We start from the raw sequence: 19,047 nt of genomic DNA, 5'->3' as shown, positions 1-19,047 counted from the left end.
CCACGTTCGTCCTGCTGACCGCGCGTGCGCCGACCCTGCCCCCCGTGCCGGTCGCAACCGTCTGGCCGGCCGTGCGTGCGCCGGTCGCAACCGTGTGGCCGGCCGGCGTGCGCAGCGCCGTCAGGCGACTGTGCGTGCGGCCGTCCGTGCGTGACTACCAGTCGCTGCGCTCGGACGAGGACATGAACTTCCGCACCACGAAGACCAGACCGCCGACCAGGACGACGAAAACGAGCACCTTGAACAGCAGACCGATGACGAAGCCGACCACACTGGCGATCAGACCGCCGAACACCACGATCGCGATGAGGGGCACCGCGACCCACTTCACCCACCAGGGCATCCCCGCGAACATCTCCCGCACCGCCATCGCCGTTACCTCGTCTCTGTGAGTTCCTGCTGCTTCGATGCTAGAGGCGCGAGGGAGGCGCGCGGGGTGCCGGGAGCCCTTGAAGTCCCCTGAGCGATCCCCTAGGGAACACCGGGGCCCGGGAACGCCCGGCCCCGGGAAACCTCGGGGCCCGCGCTCAGCCCTCCGGTGGCGAGAAGACCACCATGACCCGGAGATCCTCGGTGATGTGGTGGAACTTGTGGGCCGTCCCCGCCGGCACGAAGACGACGCTCCCCCGCCCCACCTGGGTGGTCTCCATGCCGACCGTGATCGAGGCCCGCCCGCTGACGACGAAGTACACCTCGTCCTGCTTGTGCGGCTGCTGGGGGTCGAGCTCTCCGGCGTCGAGGGCGTAGAGGCCCACCGACATGGTGCGTTCCCGGACGAACTGCAGATAAGCGCCGTCGTTGGCGGCGCGTTCCGCCTCCAGCTCGTCGAGTCTGAATGCCTTCATCGTCCGTCCGCCCCTCGTGCTCGTGCCGGTCTGTCCTGCCGGTGTGCGCCACCGATCATGTCTGCCACGATCAGACACATGAAGAATTTCGTAGTCAAGACGATCGCCAACGCGGGTGCGCTGGCCGTGGCCATCTGGCTGCTCCAGGACATCACCCTCACCGGCGACAACACCGGGCGCAAGGCGCTCACCCTGGTCCTGGTGGCGCTTCTCTTCGGCCTGGTCAACTTCGTCGTCAAGCCGGTGGTGCAGTTGCTCACGCTCCCCCTCTTCATCCTGACGCTCGGGCTGATCACGCTCGTGGTCAACGCTCTGATGCTGCTGCTGACCTCCTGGCTGGCCGACCTCGTCGACCTGAACTTCCACGTCGAGGGCTTCTGGACCGCGGTACTGGGCGGATTGATCATCTCGGTCGTGTCCTGGGCCCTCAACGTCGTCCTCCCCGACGAGGACTGATCCGCCCCCTGATGACACAGTGCAGAGCGGTCCGGTGAACGCCGGGGAGAGATGAGGAATCAAGAATGAGCACCACGGGCGACGGGACACTGGCGGTACGAGCGGGCCTTCCGGCGCCGGAACAGTACGAACCCACCCTTCCCGGTCCGGTCTTCGCCGCGCACTTCCACCTGTCCGGCGAGCCGGTCGGTCCCTATACCTACGGCCGCGAGACGAACCCGACCTGGACGCATCTGGAGCGGGCCATCAGCGAGCTGGAGGCGCCGGGGGAGCAGGTCGAGACCACGGTCTTCGCCTCCGGCATGGCGGCCATCACGGCCGTCCTGCTGTCCCAGGCGCGCACAGGCGACGTCGTGGTCGTCCCCGACGACGGCTACCAGGCCCTCCCCCTGGTCCGGGAACAGCTGGAGGCGTACGGCGTGGAGGTGCGCACCGCGCCCACCGGCGGCGATGCCCAGCTGGAGCACCTGGAGGGCGCGAAGCTCCTCTGGATCGAGACCCCCTCCAACCCCGGGCTCGACGTCTGCGACGTGCGCAGGCTCGTGGAGGCGGCCCACGCGGCGGGTGTGCTCGTCGCCGTCGACAACACCCTGGCCACCCCGCTGGGACAGCGTCCCCTCCAACTGGGCGCGGACTTCTCCGTGGCCAGTGACACCAAGGGTATGACCGGCCACGGGGACATCCTGCTCGGCCACGTGACCTGCCGCGATCCGCAGCTCGCCGCGGGGGTACGCCGCTGGCGCAAGGTGGTCGGGGCGATCCCCGGCCCGATGGAGGCCTGGCTCGCACACCGTTCGCTGGCCACGCTGCAGCTGCGCGTCGACCGCCAGTGCGCGACCGCGCTCTCCCTGGCCGAGACGCTGGCCGCACGCGCGGACGTGTCAGGGGTGCGCTATCCGGGGCTTCCCGGCGACCCGTCGCACCCGACCGCCGTCCGCCAGATGCGGCGCTTCGGCTCCGTTGTGTCCTTCGTGCTGGCCGACGCGGAGACCGCTGAGCGTTTCCTCTCCGCACTGCGGCTGGTCGACGACGCGACGAGTTTCGGCGGACTGCGTTCCACCGCCGAGCGCCGGGCGCGCTGGGGCGGAGACGCGGTGCCGGAGGGCTTCATCCGCTTCTCGGTCGGCGCGGAGGACCCCGAGGACCTGCTGGCGGACGTGGAGCACGCGCTCGACAAAGCCACGTCCTGACCGACGCGGTCCTTGAGTTCCCGACCGGTCCGGCAGGACCGGTCCGGGACAGGCGCCCCCGTCCACCGGACCGGCCCTGCTCGGGACGGGGCGGTCCGAGCCTCCCCCTCATGGCTCGGCTCGCCCCGGTTCCGGCGCCGAGAACCGTCTGAACAAGGCTAGTTGACTGTGCGTCAGTGTCCAATGACCGCGACGCTCCGTACGGTGCGGACCGGCACAGCGTCGGAGGCGGGGCAAGCCATGGATCTGGCTCTGCTGCGCACTCGTCACCGTGCACCGTGCCGGCTCCTTCACCCGGGTCGCAGCGCTGCTCGGACTCTCCCAGCCCGCCGTGACCTCGCAGACACGGACACGGACACGGGAGCGGCAGCTGGGCCGCCCCTTCTTCCTGCGCGGGGCGCGCGGAGTCGCGTGACCACCGTCGGCGACGAACTCGCGCACCGGGCGGTGCCTCATCTGGACGCGCACGCATGGGCACACTCGGCCTCCCGCACAGTGCGCGGGCGCACGAGTGGCTGGTGCGCGCTGCCGTGGACTGGTGACCGGTCGGCTCGGGAGAGTTTCAGATGGGGTTTCCTGGGCCACTCTCTTGCCATGACCGAACGTCCAGTGGTCAAGCGCACAGCACGCGCCGTCCTGCTCGACGGCGATGACCTCATCCTCATCAAACGGACAAAGCCCGGCGTCGACCCGTACTGGGTCACCCCGGGTGGCGGTGTCGAGCCGGAGGACGCCACCGTCGTCGACGCGCTGCACCGGGAGCTCGACGAGGAACTCGGCGCCAAGGTCGTCGATGTCGTCCCGTGCTTCGTCGACACCGTCGAGCACATCGCGGGGGACGGCGTCACAGGCGTGAAGGTGCAGCACTTCTTCGTCTGCCGACTGGCGTCCATGGACCTGGCGCTCCGCCACGGCCCCGAGGTCGACGAACCGTGCGGGCAGTACGAGATCGTGCGCGTGCCCTTCAGCCGTGTCGGCATCGCCGCCGTCCATCTCGTGCCCCTGTCTCTGCGGCACTACCTGGACGGCAACATCGAAGGCGTACGAGCGATGCACGCACCGGATCTGGGCTGACACCCAGCCCCGCGTCCGGGCGGGCCTCCGGAACCTCCCGTACGCCCGGGACGGTAGGCGCGGATACTCCCGTTGCCGGATGACCGCATGGCGCGCGCTTGACACCGTGTTTCACGTGAAACCACTCAGGCGGCCCGTCCGCCGAAGCATCCTCGTCGTCCATGTCGCAGCGTCCGTGGGCTGGCTGGGCCTCACGGTGGGCCTTCTCTCTCTGAGCCTCGCCGCGTTCCTCACCCACGACGCCACGATGGCCGGTGCGGCCGCGCGCGCCATGAAGGTTTTCGGAGACTGGCTCGTCGTGCCCGTCGCCCTTCTGTCCCTTGTGAGCGGCCTGGTCCTGGCGCTCGGCACCTCATGGGGCCTGGCCAGGCACCGGTGGGTCTGGACGAAGTTCTGGCTGACGCTGATCACCGCAGGGCTGTCGGTCTTCGCGCTCCGCCCCGGCATCGACGAGGCCGCGGCCCGGGGCACCGTTGACATCGACCTCGTCATCGCACCCTCGGTGGCCACGGCCACCTACCTCTTCGTCACCGCGATATCGGTGCTGAAGCCGTGGGGACCGACTCGCCGGGGACGGCGGCTGCGGCAGGCTCCGGAGAGTGCCCGGCGACCAGCCGGCCGGGGCTGACCGTCCGGCGCTCGAGCACACCGGAGAGCAGCGCCAGAAGCAGCGCGGAGGCCGCGAGAGCGGCGCCGACCCAGTTGGGTGCGGTGTATCCGAGACCGGCCGCGATGACGATCCCGCCGAGCCAGGCGGAAAGTGCGTTACCGAGGTTGAAGGCTCCGATGTTGACCGCCGATGCCAGGGTGGGTGCGCCCGCAGCCTGATCGAGGACGCGCTTCTGGAGCGGCGGCACGGTCGCGAAGCCCAGTCCCCCGATGAGGACGATGGTGATCGCAGCGGCGATCTTGTTGTGGGCGGTCAGGGTGAACAAGGCCAGGACCGTGGCCAGCGCACCGAGCGACACATAGAGCATCGGCATCAGACGGCGGTCGGCGAACTTTCCTCCGAGCAGATTCCCACCGACCATGCCGAGACCGAAGAGCACCAGCAGCCAGGTGACGGACGACGTCGCGTAGCCGGCGGTCTCCGTCATCATCGGCGTGATGTAGGTGATCGCCGCGAAGACGCCGCCGAAGCCCAGCACGGTCATCGCCATGGCCAGCAGCACCTGGACGTTCCGGAAGGCCGCCAGTTCATGGCGTATGCGCACACCTTCGGGCTTGGGCTGTTCGGGGATCAGCTTCGCCACACCGAGGAGTCCCAGGACGCCGAGTGCGGCGACGACGAGGAAGGTGAGGCGCCAGCCGAAGTTCTGGCCGACGAAGGTTCCCAGCGGGACACCGACGACGTTGGCGACCGTGAGCCCGGTGAACATCATGGCGATGGCACCGGCCTTCTTCGCCGGGGCGACCAGGTCCGCGGCCACCACGGAACCGATACCGAAGAAGGCTCCGTGCGCGAGCGAGGCGATGACCCGGCCGGCGAGCATGACCCCGAAGACCGGGGCGAGCGCGGAGACCACGTTGCCGACGATGAAGAGGCCCATCAGGACCATCAGCATGCTTTTCCGGGTAACCCGCGTGCCGAGGAAGGTCATCAGCGGGGCGCCGAGAACCACCCCCAGCGCATAGCCGGTGACCAGAAAGCCTGCGGTCGGGATCGAGACCTGGAAGTCCGCCGCGACATCGGGCAACAACCCCATGATCACGAACTCGGTGGTTCCGATACCGAATGCCCCGATGGCGAGGGCGAGGAGCGCGAGCGGCATGGGTTCACCTTCCCTGAGGATTGCGCCTGCACGTTACGAGCGTCCACAATAATTGCAGACGCTTGTTAATTGCAAGCGCGGGCTATTGCGTACGTGCCCTATCCTGGAGGCAAGCAGCTCCCGCCCGGAGGAGAGACCCATGACAGCGACCGACCCCGCACTGACGGCCCTCGCCCAGAGCTGGTGCGCCCTCTCCCTGCTCCACGGCAAGATCGAGGCCCGTATCGAACGGGCGCTGCAGACTCACCACAACCTCAGCGCGCGCGAGTTCTCGCTGCTCGACGTCCTGAGCCGCCAGCACAGCGGCACGGGCGGCCACCTGCAGATGAAGCAGGTCGCGGACGCCGTGGTGCTGAGCCAGAGCGCCACCACCCGGCTGGTCACCCGGCTCGAGGACAGGGGCCTGCTCACCCGGTATCTGTGCGACACGGACCGTCGAGGCATCTACACGGATGTCACCGAGGCGGGGCTCACGCTGCTGAGCGAGGCCCGGCCGACCAATGACACCGCTCTGCGCGCCGCACTCGACGAGGCCGCCGAGAACCCGGAGCTCGCTCCCCTGGTCCGTACGGTCGAGGCACTCAAGGTCCCCGCCTGAGCCGGACGGTTTGCGTAGTCTGCCGATCATGAGCGATCTCGACATACGCCCTGCGGCACTCAACGACATCCCCGCCATCGTGGCGATGCTCGCCGACGACCCCCTCGGCGCACAGCGCGAGTCTCCGGACGACCTCGCCCCGTACGAGGCCGCCTTCCGGCGGCTGGCCGATGATCCCAACCAGCACCTGATGGTGGCGGTGCGCGAGACGCGCGTCGTGGGAACCCTCCAGCTCACGATCGTGCCCGGGCTGTCCCGGCGTGGCGCGACCCGCTCGATCATCGAGGGCGTCCGCGTCCACGGCGACGAGCGCGGCAGCGGCCTCGGCACCCAGCTGATCCAGTGGGCCCTGGACGAGTCCAGGCGCCAGGGGTGCCACCTGGTGCAGCTGACGTCGGACGCCAGCCGCACCGACGCCCGCCGCTTCTACGAACGGCTCGGGTTCACCCCGAGCCATGTCGGGTTCAAGCTGGCACTCTGAGCCAGGGCCAGGGGCAGCATCCAGCACGCGGGAGGAAGCACGTGCACCACATCGACGACGAGCAGCGCAGGGCCAGGCTCGGCCGACGCCATCTGCTGGCTCCCTCCGTGCGGGCAGCCTCCGCGGTCGCGGTGGCCGATGCCGTGGTGGCGCTGCACGCGACAGATGCCGCCACCGTGTATCTCTCCGCGTGTGCGAGGCTCGTCGACCCCTCGGTCGAGGCGGTGGAGCGGGCGCTCTACGGGGACGTCTCCCTGGTCCGGCTGCTGTCCATGCGGAACACTCTCTTCACCATGTCCACGGAGGTGGCGCCCGCAGTAGACGCGTCCAACGCCCGCGCCGTGGCCGCCGATGAACGCCGCCGGCTTCTCAAGCACCTGCGAGAGGACGGGAAGGGGCTGGACGAGCGGTGGCTCGCCGACACGGAGCGACAGACCGTCGCCGCCCTGGCCTCCCTCGGCCGGGCCACAGGAAGTGAGCTCTCGGCCGCCGTACCGGCGCTGCGGACAAAGATCACCGTTTTCCCCGGCACCAAGCAGGAGACGGTGCAGGGCGTGGCCTCCCGCGTGATCCGCGTGCTGGCCGCTGATGGACGCATCCGGCGGGATCGGCCGCGCGGCTCCTGGACCTCCAGCCAGTTCCGCTGGACGGCCTCCGAACCCTGGCCCGCCACAGATCCCGCCGAGGCACTGGCTGCTGTGGCCGGACGCTGGCTCCGCTCCTACGGTCCCGCGACGGAAGCGGACCTCGCGTGGTGGACCGGCTGGGGCATCCGCCGGACGCGAGCGGCTCTCGCCGCCGCCGGGGCCGAAGAGGTCCTGCTCGACGGCGGAGCCTCCGGCTGGGTGGCCCCGGGCGACCTCGACGCCGACCCGTCTCCGGAGCCCTGGGCCGCTCTGCTGCCGGGTCTGGATCCGAGCGCGATGGGATGGGCCGATCGCGGCTTTCACCTGCCCACCGCTCACCGCCCCGCGCTCTTCGACCGCGCGGGCAACATCGGCCCCACCGTCTGGTGGAACGGTGAGATCGTCGGCGGCTGGGCTCAGCGCCCGGACGGTGAGCCGGTGTGGCGGCTGCTCTCCGACGTGGGAAGGGAAGCCGCCCAACTCATCGAGGCGGAGGCCGCCCGGTTGTCGGCGTGGGTGGGCGAGGCCCGGATCACGCCGCGCTTCCGTACGCCGCTGGAGCGCGAGCTGACGGCATGAGCTGACAGGGAGGCCCGAAGGGGCCCGCGTCTGCGGGGCGAGTCCGTCGTTTCACGTGAAACGACGGACTCGCGTGCTCAGACGGGCAGCCCTCGCCAGCCCTCGCCGTCCACACCGCCGGGAACTGCGGCGCTCCGGTCGTACGGCTCCCTGGTGAAGACGAACGAACCGAGATCGAGATGGTCCACCGAGCCGTCGGCGGCCCTCACGACACGGAGCGTCTCTCCCGCGTAGTAACCGTTGAGGCCCGCCCACGTCCCGTCCGGGCACGCCCTGAAGCAGGCGGACCGGCCGGGGCCTCGCAGGGGGAGAAGCTCGATGCCACGGTCGGCCAGCAGCTTCAGGCCGTACACATAGGTGCCCCAGTACCAGGGTCCGGTCAGCGCCAGCAGCTCGTCGTCGACCTGAGGCAGGGGACGCCAGGGCTCCGGGATCCTCGGCTCCGCCTCTGCCACGATGTCCACCAGGTCTCCCGCGACCGTCCCCGTGAGCGGACCTGAGGTGGCGTTGGAGAGCACCACGGCAGCCACGTCGTCCTCGACGCTGAACCACAGCGTGGCCAGGAAGCCCGGCAGCGAACCCGAGTGCCCGAGAAGGGTGCGGCTCTGTCGCCGCACCGACTGAAGGCCGAGCCCGTACGCTCCCGTCCAGTCGCCGGCCTCGGGCGGTGCCGCGGGAGCACGCATCTCCTCGACCGAAGAGGCACTGAGCACACGGTCGTCGCCCCGCGCCAGGAAGGACGCGAAGCGCAGGAGATCGGTGGTGGTCGACCAGAGCTGGCCGGCGGGCGCCATCAGTCCCAGGTCCTCGGCGGGTTCGGGCAGCATGACGTCCGCCCATGGGTGGACCGCCCAGCCGCCCGCATGCGGAGCCGACGCGTGCAGAGCTGTACGCGTCATGTTCAGCGGCTCCAGGATCTCGTGGTGCAGCACCTCCGCCCAGGAGGCACCACGCAGCTGCTCGACAAGCGAACCGAGCAACGTGTAACCGGGGTTCGAGTAGTGGTGGCCGTGGCCCGCCGGGTGGATCACCGGGCTCTCACCGAGCACATCGGCAAGCTCCGGACGTGTGGACCCCGGTGTCCGCTCCCACCAGGGGGAAGGTGTCTCGGCCGCCAGTCCCGAGCTGTGGCCCAGCAGCTGGAAGACGGTCGCCCGCCCGGCAGACGTCCCCGGCAGGTGCTTCTCCAGCCGGTCGTCCAGATCGAGCAGCCCCTCGTCACGGAGGCGCATCACCAGCACCGCGGTGAACGTCTTGGTGAGGGAGCCGATCCTGTACTGCGTGTCGCCATCGGGCTCATGGCCGTCCACACAGCTCCGCGCACCGCTCCAGGCGACCCGCCCCTCGCGCTGGACAGCGGCGACGAGGGACGGGGTCCGGCCTTCGGCCTGCGCCCTGGCGATGCGGTGGAGCAGGGCGCGGCGGGTACTGGGAAGCAGCGATTCGGATGAGGTCATGCCCAAAGGATGACCCTGGCTGCCACCCGCTGACGAACCCATTTCGCAGGCGCCGCGCACCCTGCCGGCAGCAACCGTGCGCCACGCCCTGCAAGGCCCGCCGTCAAGGGCTCAGCGGGTGCGGCTGTACGTCCTGACCAGCACACCGTTGCCGAAGGTGCGCACGCTCTCCAGAGTGAAGTCGATGACCGAGAACTCCGCACCGAACATGGGCATGCCCGATCCGTACACCTGCGGATAGGTCTTGATGACGAGTTCGTCGACCTCGTCGATCAGCGCACCGGCCAGCTGGGAGCCCCCACAGAGCCAGATGCCCTGTCCGTCGTCCTCCGCCTTGAGCTTCCTGATCCGGCCGACCAGGTCCTCGGAGATGATCTCCACCTGCGGATCGGGGGAACCTCCGAGTGACCGCGAGGCCACCAGCTCCCGCATATGGCCGTACGGACTCGTGACGCCCGCGTCCAGAGCGAGTTGATAACTGGCCCGCCCCTGGATCACGGTGTCGAAACGCTGGTTCCCGGCGTCACCGACTCCCAGGACCTCGCGGCCCTGTGCCGAGATCGTCTCGGGGTACTCCGACTTCAGGAACTCCAGGAACTCCTCGCTGAGGTAGGACATCATCGACGTGGCGTCACCGGCCGGGTCTCCGATGAAGCCGTCGATCGAGCAGGCGACGAAATAGGTGAGCTTGCGCATGAATCCCCGTTCGGCAAAGCCTTGTCAGCCATCGAAGGACCGCGCCGCACCTGCGGGCACGATCAGTGCGCTCACACTGCGTCAGGCGCGCTGATCGCGCAAGCCTCCGTCCGGCCCGACGTCCGCACCCGTTCCCCCGGACCCCTTCCGCCCCCCCCAACCGACCCCGGCCGCCAGCTCCGGGCGCGCCCCGGAGAAGGGGCGCCAGGAGAGCGGTCCTTTCTGCCGATGGTTAAGTCCGCCCACGCCGGGCTCAGACCTCACTACCGTCCGGTCCCATGACGACAGTGACGACACGCACGGTCGAGTATCCGGCCGACGGACTGACGATGATCGGGCATCTCGCGCTCCCGGCCGGCACCGGCCGACGGCCCGCTGTGCTGATCGGGCCCGAAGGTCCGGGGCTGAACGACTTCCAGCGCCGCCGCGCGGACGCCCTCGCGGAACTGGGCTACGTGGCACTCGCCTTCGACATCCACGGCGGGCGCTGGTTCACCGACCCGCAGGAGATGCTGGCCCGCGTGACCCCGCTTCTGGCGGACCCCGGCCGGATGCGCGACATCGGCCACGCGGCATGGGACGTGCTGCGCGGCGAACCGCGGACCGACCCACACCGGATCGCCGCTGTCGGCTACGGCACCGGGGGCGCGATCGCTCTGGAACTCGGACGCGCCGGCGTCGGCCTGCGTGCCATCGCCACGGTGAACGCACTGACGACAGGCTCGCCGGGCGATGCCGCACGCATCCGCTGCCCGGTGTGGGCGGGGGTCGGATCGGAGGACCCGATCATGCCCGCCGGCCGACGGGACGCCTTCGCCGCAGAGATGCAGGCGGCGGGCGTCGACTGGCGCCTCGTGGTCTACGGCGGCGCGCTGCACGCCTTCCACCATCCGCCCGTCGACCAGAGCGTGCTCCCCGGCGTGGGGCACCATCCCCTGCACGCGAGGCGCGCGTGGAACGACGTGGTCGGTGTGCTCGCCGAGTGCGTGCCCGTGACGGAGTGAGCGGAGGCGTCGGCCAGCCGTCGGCGTGTCAGGGCGACGGGCGGACGCGCACGACCTCCGGAGGCCTCAGGTCTGCGCCATGTCCACGAACCGGGAGTAGTGGCCCTGGAACGCCACCGTGATCGTCGCGGTGGGGCCGTTACGGTGCTTGGCCACGATCAGGTCCGCCTCACCCGCACGGGGTGACTCCTTCTCGTACGCGTCCTCCCGGTGCAGCAGGATCACCATGTCGGCGTCCTGCTCGATGGAGCCGGATTCACGCAGGTCGGAGACCATCGGCTTCTTGTCCGTGCGCTGTTCCGGACCACGGTTCAGCTGCGAGAGGGCGATGACCGGGAGCTCCAGCTCCTTGGCGAGCAGCTTGAGGTTTCGCGACATGTCCGAGACCTCCTGCTGACGGCTCTCGGCCCGTTTGGCACCGCCGGACTGCATCAGCTGGAGGTAGTCGATGACCACCAGCTTGAGCTCGTTGCGCTGCTTGAGACGACGGCACTTGGCCCTGATCTCCATCATGGAGAGGTTCGGCGAGTCGTCGATGTAGAGCGGAGCGGCCGACACGTCCGGCATGCGCCGGGCCAGCCTCGTCCAGTCCTCGTCGGTCATCGTGCCGGAGCGCATGTGGTGCAGGGCGACCCGGGCCTCCGCGGACAGGAGGCGCATCGCGATCTCGTTGCGCCCCATCTCCAGGGAGAAGATCACGCTCGGGAGGTTGCTCTTGATCGAGCAGGCGCGGGCGAAGTCCAGGGCGAGGGTCGACTTACCCATGGCGGGGCGGGCCGCGATCACGATCATCTGGCCGGGATGCAGGCCGTTCGTCAGGGCGTCGAGGTCCGTGAAGCCCGTGGGCACACCGGTCATCTCACCGCTGCGGGAACCGATGGCCTCGATCTCGTCGAGCGCACCCTCCATGATGTCGCCGAGCGGCAGGTAGTCCTCACTGGTGCGCTGCTCCGTGACGGCGTAGATCTCGGCCTGCGCCGAGTTCACGATCTCGTCGACGTCGCCGTCGGCCGCGTATCCCATCTGTGTGATCTTCGTGCCGGCCTCCACGAGACGCCGGAGCACGGCTCGCTCGTGGACGATCTCCGCGTAGTACGAGGCGTTGGCTGCGGTCGGCACCGACTGCACCAGCGTGTGCAGATACGGCGCCCCGCCGACCTTGGTGATCTCACCGCGCTTGACCAGCTCGGCGGCCACGGTGATCGGGTCGGCCGGCTCGCCCTTGGCGTACAGGTCGAGGATCGCCGTATAGACCGTCTCGTGTGCCGGACGGTAGAAGTCGTGGCCCTTGATGATCTCGACGACGTCGGCGATGGCGTCCTTGGAGAGCAGCATGCCGCCGAGGACGGACTGCTCGGCGTCGAGATCCTGTGGGGGCACCCGCTCGAAGCCGGACGATCCGCCGTCCCAGCCGCTCTCCCGGCCCCGCTCGTGCTGCTCGTCGCGCCCCTTGGCCTCTCCGCGGCGCTGACGGGAGACGGGCAGACGGTCACTGGGACCGACATCGGCCCAGGGATCGTCCAAAGGCTCGGGAATGCTCACCGGGCCACCTCCTCCCGTCCGCTTCGCGGACCTAGCCGTGCCACTCTTTCTTACGGCACAGCACCGACAAACAAGACGCCCGACTCCGGTTCCGGCGCGTCAAGTTCTGCTGGTTTCCAAGCCGGAACGGAGTGCGGGCGCCGCACCACGGTAGGCCGCTCTCCACCGTCAGCCAATCTGGTTATCCACAGGGCATGTGGACGACGGACCAGATGCTGTGGAGAACTCATCCGATCCTGTGCACGGACCAGGGGACAGCACTGTGGACAAACTCATAAGAGACCACCTGCGAGCGCGTTGACCTGCGAGTTCTCCGTCCACCGGCTGTGGGAGAGAAAAACTTTCGCCCCCGGCGCAAGATCACCGGAACCGACCACCGGACGAACCCCGAACCTGGCGTGAAGTAAGGACCCCAGCGGCATTGCATCTCTTACCTGTGGAAGATTAGATTGGCCCCCATGACCAAGGCCTCCACCACGCAGCCGCCCTCCCGCCGACGCCACGACCGCGAGATCATCGCCCTCGCCGTCCCGGCCTTCGGCGCGCTCGTCGCGGAGCCGCTCTTCGTCATCGTGGACAGCGCCATCATCGGCCACCTCGGCACCCCCCAACTGGCCGGCCTCGGCGTCGCCGCAGCCCTGCTGACCACCGCGGTGAGCATCTTCGTGTTCCTCGCCTACGCCACCACGGCCGCCGTCGCCCGCCGTGTCGGCGCGGGAGATCTGGCGTCCGCCATTCGCCAGGGCATGGACGGCATCTGGCTCGCGCTCCTGATCGGAGCCGTCGTCGTCGCGGCCACACTTCCCCTGGCGCCCTGGCTGGTCGATGTCTTCGGAGCGTCCGACACCGCCGCCCCGTACGCCGTCACCTATCTACGGATCTCCAGCCTCGGCATTCCCGCGATGCTCGTGGTGCTGGCGGCAACCGGCGTCCTGCGCGGGCTGCAGGACACACGTACGCCGTTGTACGTCGCCATCGGAGGGTTCGCCGCCAACGGAGCCCTCAACGCGCTGCTCGTCTACGGCGCCGGTCTGGGGATCGCCGGCTCCGCGTGGGGCACGGTCATCGCCCAGGTCGGTATGGCCGTCGCCTACCTGATCGTCGTGGTGCGAGGCGCCCGCCGGCACGACGCCTCGCTCCGTCCCGATCTCGCGGGAATCCGCGCCAGCGCCCAGGCGGGTGCCCCTCTCCTCGTCCGCACGCTGTCGCTGCGCGCGGTGCTGATGATCGCCACCGCCGTCGCCGCCCGCCTCGGAGACACGGACATCGCCGCCCACCAGATCATCCTGTCGCTCTGGAGCCTGGCAGCGTTTGCGCTGGACGCGATCGCCATCGCGGGTCAGGCCATCATCGGGCGGTACCTGGGAGCGGGAGACGCCAAGGGCGCGCGAGAAGCATGCCGCCGGATGATCCAGTGGGGCGTCGCCTCCGGCGTGGTCCTCGGGCTGCTGATCGTGCTCGCGAGACCGCTGTTCATCCCGCTGTTCACCGATGACTCGTCCGTACGGGACACCCTGCTGCCCGCCCTGCTCGTGGTGGCCCTCTCCCAGCCCGTCGCCGGAGTGGTCTTCGTCCTGGACGGCGTACTGATGGGAGCGGGTGACGGCCGCTATCTCGCATGGGCCATGATCCTGACGCTGGCGGTCTTCGCTCCGGTCGCTCTGCTCATCCCCGGCCTCGGAGGGGGCCTCACCGCGCTCTGGTGGGCGATGGCCCTGATGATGGCCGTCCGGCTGCTGACGCTCTGGCTTCGCATGCGCTCGGGCCGCTGGATCGTGACCGGCGCGACGCGCTGAGCGTTGCCTCTCCGTCGCCTCCACCAGCCGCTCCTCCGCTCGTTTCACGTGAAACGGGATGCCGCTCAGCCAGGGAGGCCCAGAGGCACACCGCACAGAGCACGACGAAGGGCCGCACCCAGGGGGTGCGGCCCTTCACCTAGCTCTGACGAGCTGTGCCCTTAGGCAGCAACGACCTCGATACCGAGCTTCGCGGCAACCTCGGGGTGCAGACGGACGGACACCTGGTGTCCGCCGAGCGTCTTGATCGGCGAGCCGAGCTCGACGCGACGCTTGTCGACGTCCGGACCACCGGCAGACTTGATCGCCGAGGCGATGTCGGCCGGGGTGACGGAGCCGAAGAGGCGGCCGGCGTCGCCGGAGCGAACAGCCAGACGGACCTTCACGGCCTCGAGCTTGGCCTTGATCTCGTTGGCCTGCTCGATCGTCGCGATCTCGTGGATCTTGCGGGCGCGGCGGATCTGCGCCACGTCCTTCTCGCCACCCTTGGTCCAGCGGATGGCGAAGCCACGCGGAACCAGGTAGTTACGGGCGTACCCGTCCTTGACGTCCACGACGTCGCCGGCGGCACCGAGGCCAGTGACCTCGTGGGTGAGGATGATCTTCATGATTCGGTCACCCTTCCCTTATCGCGCGGTGGACGTGTAGGGCAGCAGCGCCATCTCACGGCTGTTCTTGACTGCCGTGGCGACGTCACGCTGGTGCTGCGTGCAGTTGCCGGTGACGCGGCGGGCACGGATCTTGCCGCGGTCGGAAATGAACTTCCGCAGCATGTTCGTGTCCTTGTAGTCCACGTACTGGGTCTTGTCCTTGCAGAAAGCGCAGACCTTCTTCTTAGGCTTGCGCACAGGCGGCTTCGCCATGGTGTTTCTCCTGTGTGATCAAGAAGTGGGGTACGAGCCGCCCTAGAAGGGAGGCTCGTCCGAGTAGCCGCCGCCGGAACCGCCGGAGCCGCCGGAGCCGCCGGAGCTTCCGCCCCAGCCACCCCCGCCGCCCTGCTGGCCCCCGCCCTGGCCGCCGGCCGGAGCACTGGTGGCCCAGGGGTCGTCGGCGGGAGCACCGCCGCCACCCTGCTGGCCGCCGCCACCGGGACCGCCGCCCCAGTTGCCGCCGCCCTGCTGGCCGCCGCCGTACCCACCCTGGCCACCACCCTGGCCACCGCGACCGGTGGTCTTGGTGACCTTGGCCGTGGCGTTCTTCAGGCTGGGGCCGACTTCCTCGACGTCCAGCTCGTAGACCGTGCGCTTGACGCCCTCACGGTCCTCGTAGGACCGCTGCTTCAGCCGGCCCTGCACGACGACGCGCATGCCTCGCTGGAGCGACTCCGCGACGTTCTCCGCCGCCTGACGCCAGACCGAGCAGGTGAGGAACAGGCCTTCGCCGTCCTTCCACTCGTTGGTCTGCCGGTCGAAGATGCGGGGAGTGGACGCGACACGGAACTTCGCGACCGCCGCACCGGACGGGGTGAAGCGCAGCTCGGGGTCGTCGACGAGATTGCCGACGACCGTGATGACGGTCTCGCCTGCCATGGTGAACCTCTCGGCGGGATTGCTTCTGGCTGCTTGCTACTCGAACCCGATGACCGCTGAGCTAGATGCTCAGTGGGTCTCGGGACGGAGGACCTTGGTCCGGAGGACCGACTCGTTCAGGTTCATCTGTCGGTCGAGCTCCTTGACGACCGCAGGCTCGGCCTGCAGGTCGATGACCGAGTAGATGCCCTCAGGCTTCTTCTTGATCTCGTAAGAGAGACGACGACGGCCCCAGGTGTCGACCTTCTCGACCTTTCCGTTGCCCTCACGGACGACGGAAAGGAAGTTCTCGATCAGCGGGGAGACTGCTCGCTCCTCGAGATCGGGGTCGAGGATGACCATCACCTCGTAGTGACGCATGTGGAACCCACCTCCTTTGGACTCAGCGGCCACGGTCGTTCCGTGGCAGGAGGGTCGTGATGCGTTGAGCATCAGTGTCTCCGAGTAAAACAGCCGCCACTGACAACGCCCGTCTTCGAGAGTCGAGGGGAGCTGCAGTGCTGGCTCAGGGCAGACACCGGTGCAGACCGTACAGAGTACCCGCAGACAGGCTTCCGGTTGAAATCCGGTGTTCAGGGCGCACAATCGAGACAGATGCGGTGTGAGAGGCGCTACATTGCACCGCCCTTCCCGCCAGGAGGTGCTCCATGGCACAGACACTCCGACCCGCCGGCAGCCGGCCCGCCCCCCGCCGGGCGGCCCGTCCGGCCACCGGATCGCTCTTCGCGACGGATGGCAGGCCGCATCCGCGCCAGGAAGCGCTGATGGTGGTGACCGGGGTCCTCGGGATCCTCGCGTTCGTGACGGCGATGTTCCACGGCCTGCACCTGCTCAGCTCGTGGGCCGGGCTCATCGGCATCCTGACCGGCGCATACGGGCAGTACATCTCGAAGACCACCTGGCAGCGCTTCGGTCTGATCATGGGCCTCGGCGCGTCCGCGGTCGGATTCTTCCTCGGCATGGCGCACGGCGGCCTCTTCGGCGGCGTGATCACCTGACCGGCAGAACGGCGGCCGGCCCCGGCCGGCCGCCTCGCGCGGCGCTCCCACAGGCGATCCGGTGCGGGTGGTGCCCGGTCCGGTCCGGACGGGCCAGACCGGGCGCTCCTCGGTCACAGTAGGCTTCGGCGCGAGAGCCGGAGCCCCTGACCGATGGGGACACACCTGCCGAGGAGCGCCCCGCATGAGCCTGACCCTGAGGACCATCAGCCGAGAGCAGCATCTGGCCTACATCCAGAACCTGCCCTCGGCCAGTCACTGCCAGGTCCCGGCGTGGGCTGACGTGAAAACCGAGTGGCGTTCGGAGAACCTCGGCTGGTTCGACAAGAACGGCGAGATGGTCGGCGCCGGCCTGGTGCTCTACCGCCAGCTGCCCAAGATCAAGCGCTATCTGGCGTACCTCCCCGAGGGCCCGGTCATCAACTGGTACGCCCCGAACCTGGACGAGTGGCTCCAGCCGATGCTGGCCCACCTGAAGCAGCAGGGTGCCTTCTCGGTGAAGATGGGGCCGCCCGTGGTCATCCGCCGCTGGGACTCGGCCGCCATCAAGTCGGGCATCCAGGACCCCGACGTGAAGCGCCTGCGTGACGTCGAGGCCAGTCACATCGAGCCTCGCGCCTTCGAGGTCTCGGACCGGCTGCGGAAGATGGGCTGGCAGCAGGGCGAGGACGGCGGCGCCGGGTTCGGCGACGTACAGCCCCGCTACGTCTTCCAGGTCCCGCTGGCCAACCGCTCGCTCGAAGACGTCCTCAAGGGCTTCAACCAGCTCTGGCGCCGCAACATCAAGAAGGCCGACAAGGCCGGCGTCGAGGTCGTCCAGGGCGGCTACGAGGACCTCGCCGAGTGGCAGCGGCTGTACGAGATCACCGCCGTGCGCGACCACTTCCGGCCGCGCCCGCTCTCGTACTTCCAGCGCATGTGGACGGTGCTCAACTCCGAGGACCCGAACCGCATGCGGCTGTACTTCGCCCGGCACAACGGCGTGAACCTCTCGGCCGCCACGATGCTGGTCGTCGGCGGGCACGTCTGGTACTCGTACGGCGCCTCGGACAACATCGGGCGCGAGGTCCGTCCCTCCAACGCCATGCAGTGGCGCATGCTCCGCGACTCGTACGCGATGGGCGCCACCGTCTACGACCTCCGCGGGATCAGCGACTCGCTGGACGAGACCGACCACCTCTTCGGCCTCATCCAGTTCAAGGTCGGCACCGGCGGGGAAGCCGTCGAGTACGTCGGCGAGTGGGACTTCCCGCTGAACAAGCTGCTGCACAAGGCACTCGACATGTACATGTCGCGGCGCTGACCCGTCCCCTAAATCAGCTCCCTCTCTTCCTCACACCGCAGCCACCAGAAAGGTTCCGGGCCGGCCATGGCGCTCTCCCTCTACGTCGACACCGCGCGCTGGCGGGCGCACCAGAAGTCCGTGCTCGACCAGTTCCCGGGGCTCGTCCCCGTCTGCAAGGGCAATGGATACGGCTTCGGGCACGAACGGCTGGCCGACGAGGCGATCCGCTTCGGATCCGACACGCTGGCCGTCGGGACCACCTACGAGGCCGCCCGCATCAAGGACTGGTTCAGCGGTGACCTCCTGGTGCTCACGCCCTTCCGCAGGGGCGAGGAGCCGGTGCCGCTGCCCGACCGCGTCATCCGCTCCGTCTCCTCCGTGGACGGCGTGCACGCCCTGGTGGGCGCGCGGGTGGTCATCGAGTGCATGAGCTCGATGAAGCGGCACGGTGTGAAGGAGGAGGAGCTCGGCCAGCTGCACGCGGCCATAGAGGACGTACGCCTCGAAGGCTTCGCCCTGCACCTGCCGCTCGACCGCACGGACGGTTCGGACGCGGTCGAGGAGGTCATCGCCTGGATGGACCGGCTGCGTGCCGCCCGGCTGCCGCTGCACACGATGTTCGTCAGCCATCTGCGGGCCGAGGAACTGGCGAGGCTCCAGCAGCAGTTCCCCCAGACCCGCTTCCGCGCGCGCATCGGCACCCGGCTGTGGCTCGGCGACCACGAGGCCACCGAGTACCGGGGAGCCGTGCTCGACGTCACGCGCGTCGCCAAGGGGGACCGCTTCGGCTACCGCCAGCAGAAGGCGGCCTCGGACGGCTGGCTGGTGGTCGTGGCCGGAGGGACCTCGCACGGCGTGGGCCTGGAGGCGCCGAAGGCCCTGCACGGTGTGATGCCACGGGCCAAGGGCGTCGCGCGCGCCGGGCTCGCCACCGTCAACCGCAACCTGTCGCCGTTCGTCTGGGCGGGCAAGCAGCGCTGGTTCGCCGAGCCGCCGCACATGCAGGTGTCCATCCTCTTCGTGCCCGCGGACGCGCAGGAGCCGAAGGTCGGCGACGAACTGGTGGCCCATCTGCGCCACACGACCACCCAGTTCGACCGCCTGGTGGACCGGTAGACG

Annotated in this window: 22 protein-coding genes and 1 pseudogene; 13 read left to right on the top strand and 10 right to left on the bottom strand. The window is 69.2% G+C overall.

Annotation, left to right across the window (positions count from 1 at the left end):
- Positions 1 to 154: 154 nt before the first annotated feature.
- Both ACFY8O_RS20270 and ACFY8O_RS20265 read right to left on the bottom strand, forming a co-directional pair.
- The gene (locus ACFY8O_RS20270; protein ID WP_145808296.1) at positions 155 to 364 is read right to left on the bottom strand and encodes a DUF5326 family protein; all 210 of its coding nucleotides are present in this window, start codon (positions 362 to 364) and stop codon (positions 155 to 157) included.
- Between the two features lie 163 nt (positions 365 to 527).
- Positions 528 to 845 carry a cupin domain-containing protein gene (locus tag ACFY8O_RS20265; RefSeq protein WP_145807949.1) on the bottom strand — a complete coding sequence of 106 codons (318 nt, stop codon included), beginning with the start codon at positions 843 to 845 and terminating at the stop codon, positions 528 to 530.
- Positions 846 to 923: 78 nt separating this feature from the next.
- Between ACFY8O_RS20265 and ACFY8O_RS20260 the strand changes: the two genes are divergently transcribed.
- The 5 genes and pseudogenes from ACFY8O_RS20260 (at position 924) to ACFY8O_RS20240 (ending at position 4,193) form a co-directional block, all read left to right on the top strand.
- Positions 924 to 1,301, top strand: coding sequence for a phage holin family protein (locus tag ACFY8O_RS20260; protein WP_145807951.1), 378 nt, complete (start codon positions 924 to 926; stop codon positions 1,299 to 1,301).
- A gap of 65 nt (positions 1,302 to 1,366) precedes the next feature.
- Positions 1,367 to 2,491 (top strand): cystathionine gamma-lyase, encoded by a 1,125-nt coding sequence (locus tag ACFY8O_RS20255; protein ID WP_387904221.1) that lies wholly within the window; start codon positions 1,367 to 1,369, stop codon positions 2,489 to 2,491.
- A gap of 240 nt (positions 2,492 to 2,731) precedes the next feature.
- Positions 2,732 to 2,956: pseudogene (locus ACFY8O_RS20250) on the top strand (LysR family transcriptional regulator); the annotation flags it as partial.
- Between the two features lie 129 nt (positions 2,957 to 3,085).
- Entirely contained in the window at positions 3,086 to 3,565 is a 480-nt protein-coding gene (locus ACFY8O_RS20245) for an NUDIX hydrolase (protein WP_387904560.1), read from the top strand.
- A 115-nt stretch (positions 3,566 to 3,680) separates the two neighbouring features.
- The gene (locus ACFY8O_RS20240) at positions 3,681 to 4,193 is read left to right on the top strand and encodes a DUF2269 domain-containing protein (protein ID WP_387904219.1); all 513 of its coding nucleotides are present in this window, start codon (positions 3,681 to 3,683) and stop codon (positions 4,191 to 4,193) included.
- On the opposite strand, the gene ACFY8O_RS20235 is transcribed toward ACFY8O_RS20240, so the two are convergent.
- Positions 4,093 to 5,337, bottom strand: coding sequence for an MFS transporter (locus ACFY8O_RS20235; protein WP_387904217.1), 1,245 nt, complete (start codon positions 5,335 to 5,337; stop codon positions 4,093 to 4,095). The two genes, ACFY8O_RS20240 and ACFY8O_RS20235, sit on opposite strands and share 101 nt — an antisense overlap.
- A gap of 139 nt (positions 5,338 to 5,476) precedes the next feature.
- Between ACFY8O_RS20235 and ACFY8O_RS20230 the strand changes: the two genes are divergently transcribed.
- From ACFY8O_RS20230 to ACFY8O_RS20220, 3 genes are read left to right on the top strand one after another with little or no spacing between them, the layout of a single operon-like run.
- Positions 5,477 to 5,935, top strand: a complete 459-nt coding sequence (locus ACFY8O_RS20230) for a MarR family winged helix-turn-helix transcriptional regulator (protein ID WP_387904214.1) — start codon at positions 5,477 to 5,479, stop codon at positions 5,933 to 5,935.
- 28 nt (positions 5,936 to 5,963) lie between these two features.
- Positions 5,964 to 6,416, top strand: coding sequence for a GNAT family N-acetyltransferase (locus tag ACFY8O_RS20225; RefSeq protein ID WP_145807963.1), 453 nt, complete (start codon positions 5,964 to 5,966; stop codon positions 6,414 to 6,416).
- A 41-nt stretch (positions 6,417 to 6,457) separates the two neighbouring features.
- Positions 6,458 to 7,621: a winged helix DNA-binding domain-containing protein gene (locus ACFY8O_RS20220; RefSeq protein ID WP_387904212.1), complete on the top strand. Its 1,164-nt coding sequence runs from the start codon at positions 6,458 to 6,460 to the stop codon at positions 7,619 to 7,621.
- Positions 7,622 to 7,698: 77 nt separating this feature from the next.
- Here ACFY8O_RS20220 and ACFY8O_RS20215 read toward each other — a convergent pair whose 3' ends face one another.
- Together ACFY8O_RS20215 and ACFY8O_RS20210 are read right to left on the bottom strand one after the other, a co-directional pair.
- Complete coding sequence (locus ACFY8O_RS20215) at positions 7,699 to 9,078, bottom strand: serine hydrolase domain-containing protein (protein ID WP_387904209.1); 1,380 nt, start codon at positions 9,076 to 9,078, stop codon at positions 7,699 to 7,701.
- A gap of 111 nt (positions 9,079 to 9,189) precedes the next feature.
- A complete protein-coding gene (locus ACFY8O_RS20210; RefSeq protein WP_387904207.1) occupies positions 9,190 to 9,774 on the bottom strand; it encodes a dihydrofolate reductase family protein in 585 nt (194 codons plus the stop codon).
- Positions 9,775 to 10,052: 278 nt separating this feature from the next.
- On the opposite strand from ACFY8O_RS20210, the gene ACFY8O_RS20205 reads away from it, so the two are divergent.
- Complete coding sequence (locus ACFY8O_RS20205) at positions 10,053 to 10,778, top strand: dienelactone hydrolase family protein (RefSeq protein ID WP_387904204.1); 726 nt, start codon at positions 10,053 to 10,055, stop codon at positions 10,776 to 10,778.
- A gap of 66 nt (positions 10,779 to 10,844) precedes the next feature.
- On the opposite strand, the gene dnaB is transcribed toward ACFY8O_RS20205, so the two are convergent.
- A complete protein-coding gene (gene dnaB, locus ACFY8O_RS20200) occupies positions 10,845 to 12,302 on the bottom strand; it encodes a replicative DNA helicase (RefSeq protein WP_208766055.1) in 1,458 nt (485 codons plus the stop codon).
- A gap of 476 nt (positions 12,303 to 12,778) precedes the next feature.
- On the opposite strand from dnaB, the gene ACFY8O_RS20195 reads away from it, so the two are divergent.
- Positions 12,779 to 14,116 (top strand): MATE family efflux transporter, encoded by a 1,338-nt coding sequence (locus ACFY8O_RS20195; RefSeq protein WP_145807975.1) that lies wholly within the window; start codon positions 12,779 to 12,781, stop codon positions 14,114 to 14,116.
- A 161-nt stretch (positions 14,117 to 14,277) separates the two neighbouring features.
- Here ACFY8O_RS20195 and rplI read toward each other — a convergent pair whose 3' ends face one another.
- The 4 genes from rplI to rpsF form a co-directional block, all read right to left on the bottom strand.
- A complete protein-coding gene (rplI, locus tag ACFY8O_RS20190; RefSeq protein WP_014155197.1) occupies positions 14,278 to 14,724 on the bottom strand; it encodes a 50S ribosomal protein L9 in 447 nt (148 codons plus the stop codon).
- Positions 14,725 to 14,742: 18 nt separating this feature from the next.
- On the bottom strand, positions 14,743 to 14,979 hold the full coding sequence (gene rpsR, locus ACFY8O_RS20185; protein ID WP_003967857.1) for a 30S ribosomal protein S18: 237 nt from the start codon (positions 14,977 to 14,979) through the stop codon (positions 14,743 to 14,745).
- Positions 14,980 to 15,021: 42 nt separating this feature from the next.
- Positions 15,022 to 15,645 (bottom strand): single-stranded DNA-binding protein, encoded by a 624-nt coding sequence (locus tag ACFY8O_RS20180; RefSeq protein WP_387904201.1) that lies wholly within the window; start codon positions 15,643 to 15,645, stop codon positions 15,022 to 15,024.
- Between the two features lie 69 nt (positions 15,646 to 15,714).
- Complete coding sequence (gene rpsF / locus ACFY8O_RS20175) at positions 15,715 to 16,005, bottom strand: 30S ribosomal protein S6 (RefSeq protein WP_006604399.1); 291 nt, start codon at positions 16,003 to 16,005, stop codon at positions 15,715 to 15,717.
- Positions 16,006 to 16,292: 287 nt separating this feature from the next.
- Between rpsF and ACFY8O_RS20170 the strand changes: the two genes are divergently transcribed.
- The 3 genes from ACFY8O_RS20170 to ACFY8O_RS20160 all read left to right on the top strand — a co-directional run bounded on the left by ACFY8O_RS20170 (position 16,293) and on the right by ACFY8O_RS20160 (position 19,044).
- Positions 16,293 to 16,643, top strand: a complete 351-nt coding sequence (locus ACFY8O_RS20170) for a hypothetical protein (RefSeq protein ID WP_387904199.1) — start codon at positions 16,293 to 16,295, stop codon at positions 16,641 to 16,643.
- Between the two features lie 184 nt (positions 16,644 to 16,827).
- Positions 16,828 to 17,946 (top strand): lipid II:glycine glycyltransferase FemX, encoded by a 1,119-nt coding sequence (locus ACFY8O_RS20165; RefSeq protein WP_145807979.1) that lies wholly within the window; start codon positions 16,828 to 16,830, stop codon positions 17,944 to 17,946.
- A gap of 66 nt (positions 17,947 to 18,012) precedes the next feature.
- Positions 18,013 to 19,044, top strand: a complete 1,032-nt coding sequence (locus ACFY8O_RS20160) for an alanine racemase (protein WP_145807981.1) — start codon at positions 18,013 to 18,015, stop codon at positions 19,042 to 19,044.
- Positions 19,045 to 19,047 lie beyond the last annotated feature (3 nt).

Source organism: Streptomyces argenteolus (assembly GCF_042902585.1).
Taxonomy (GTDB): Bacteria; Actinomycetota; Actinomycetes; order Streptomycetales; family Streptomycetaceae; genus Streptomyces; species Streptomyces argenteolus.
Note: the sequence above shows the minus strand (reverse complement) of the source record. Positions and strands in the feature narration are given on the sequence as shown.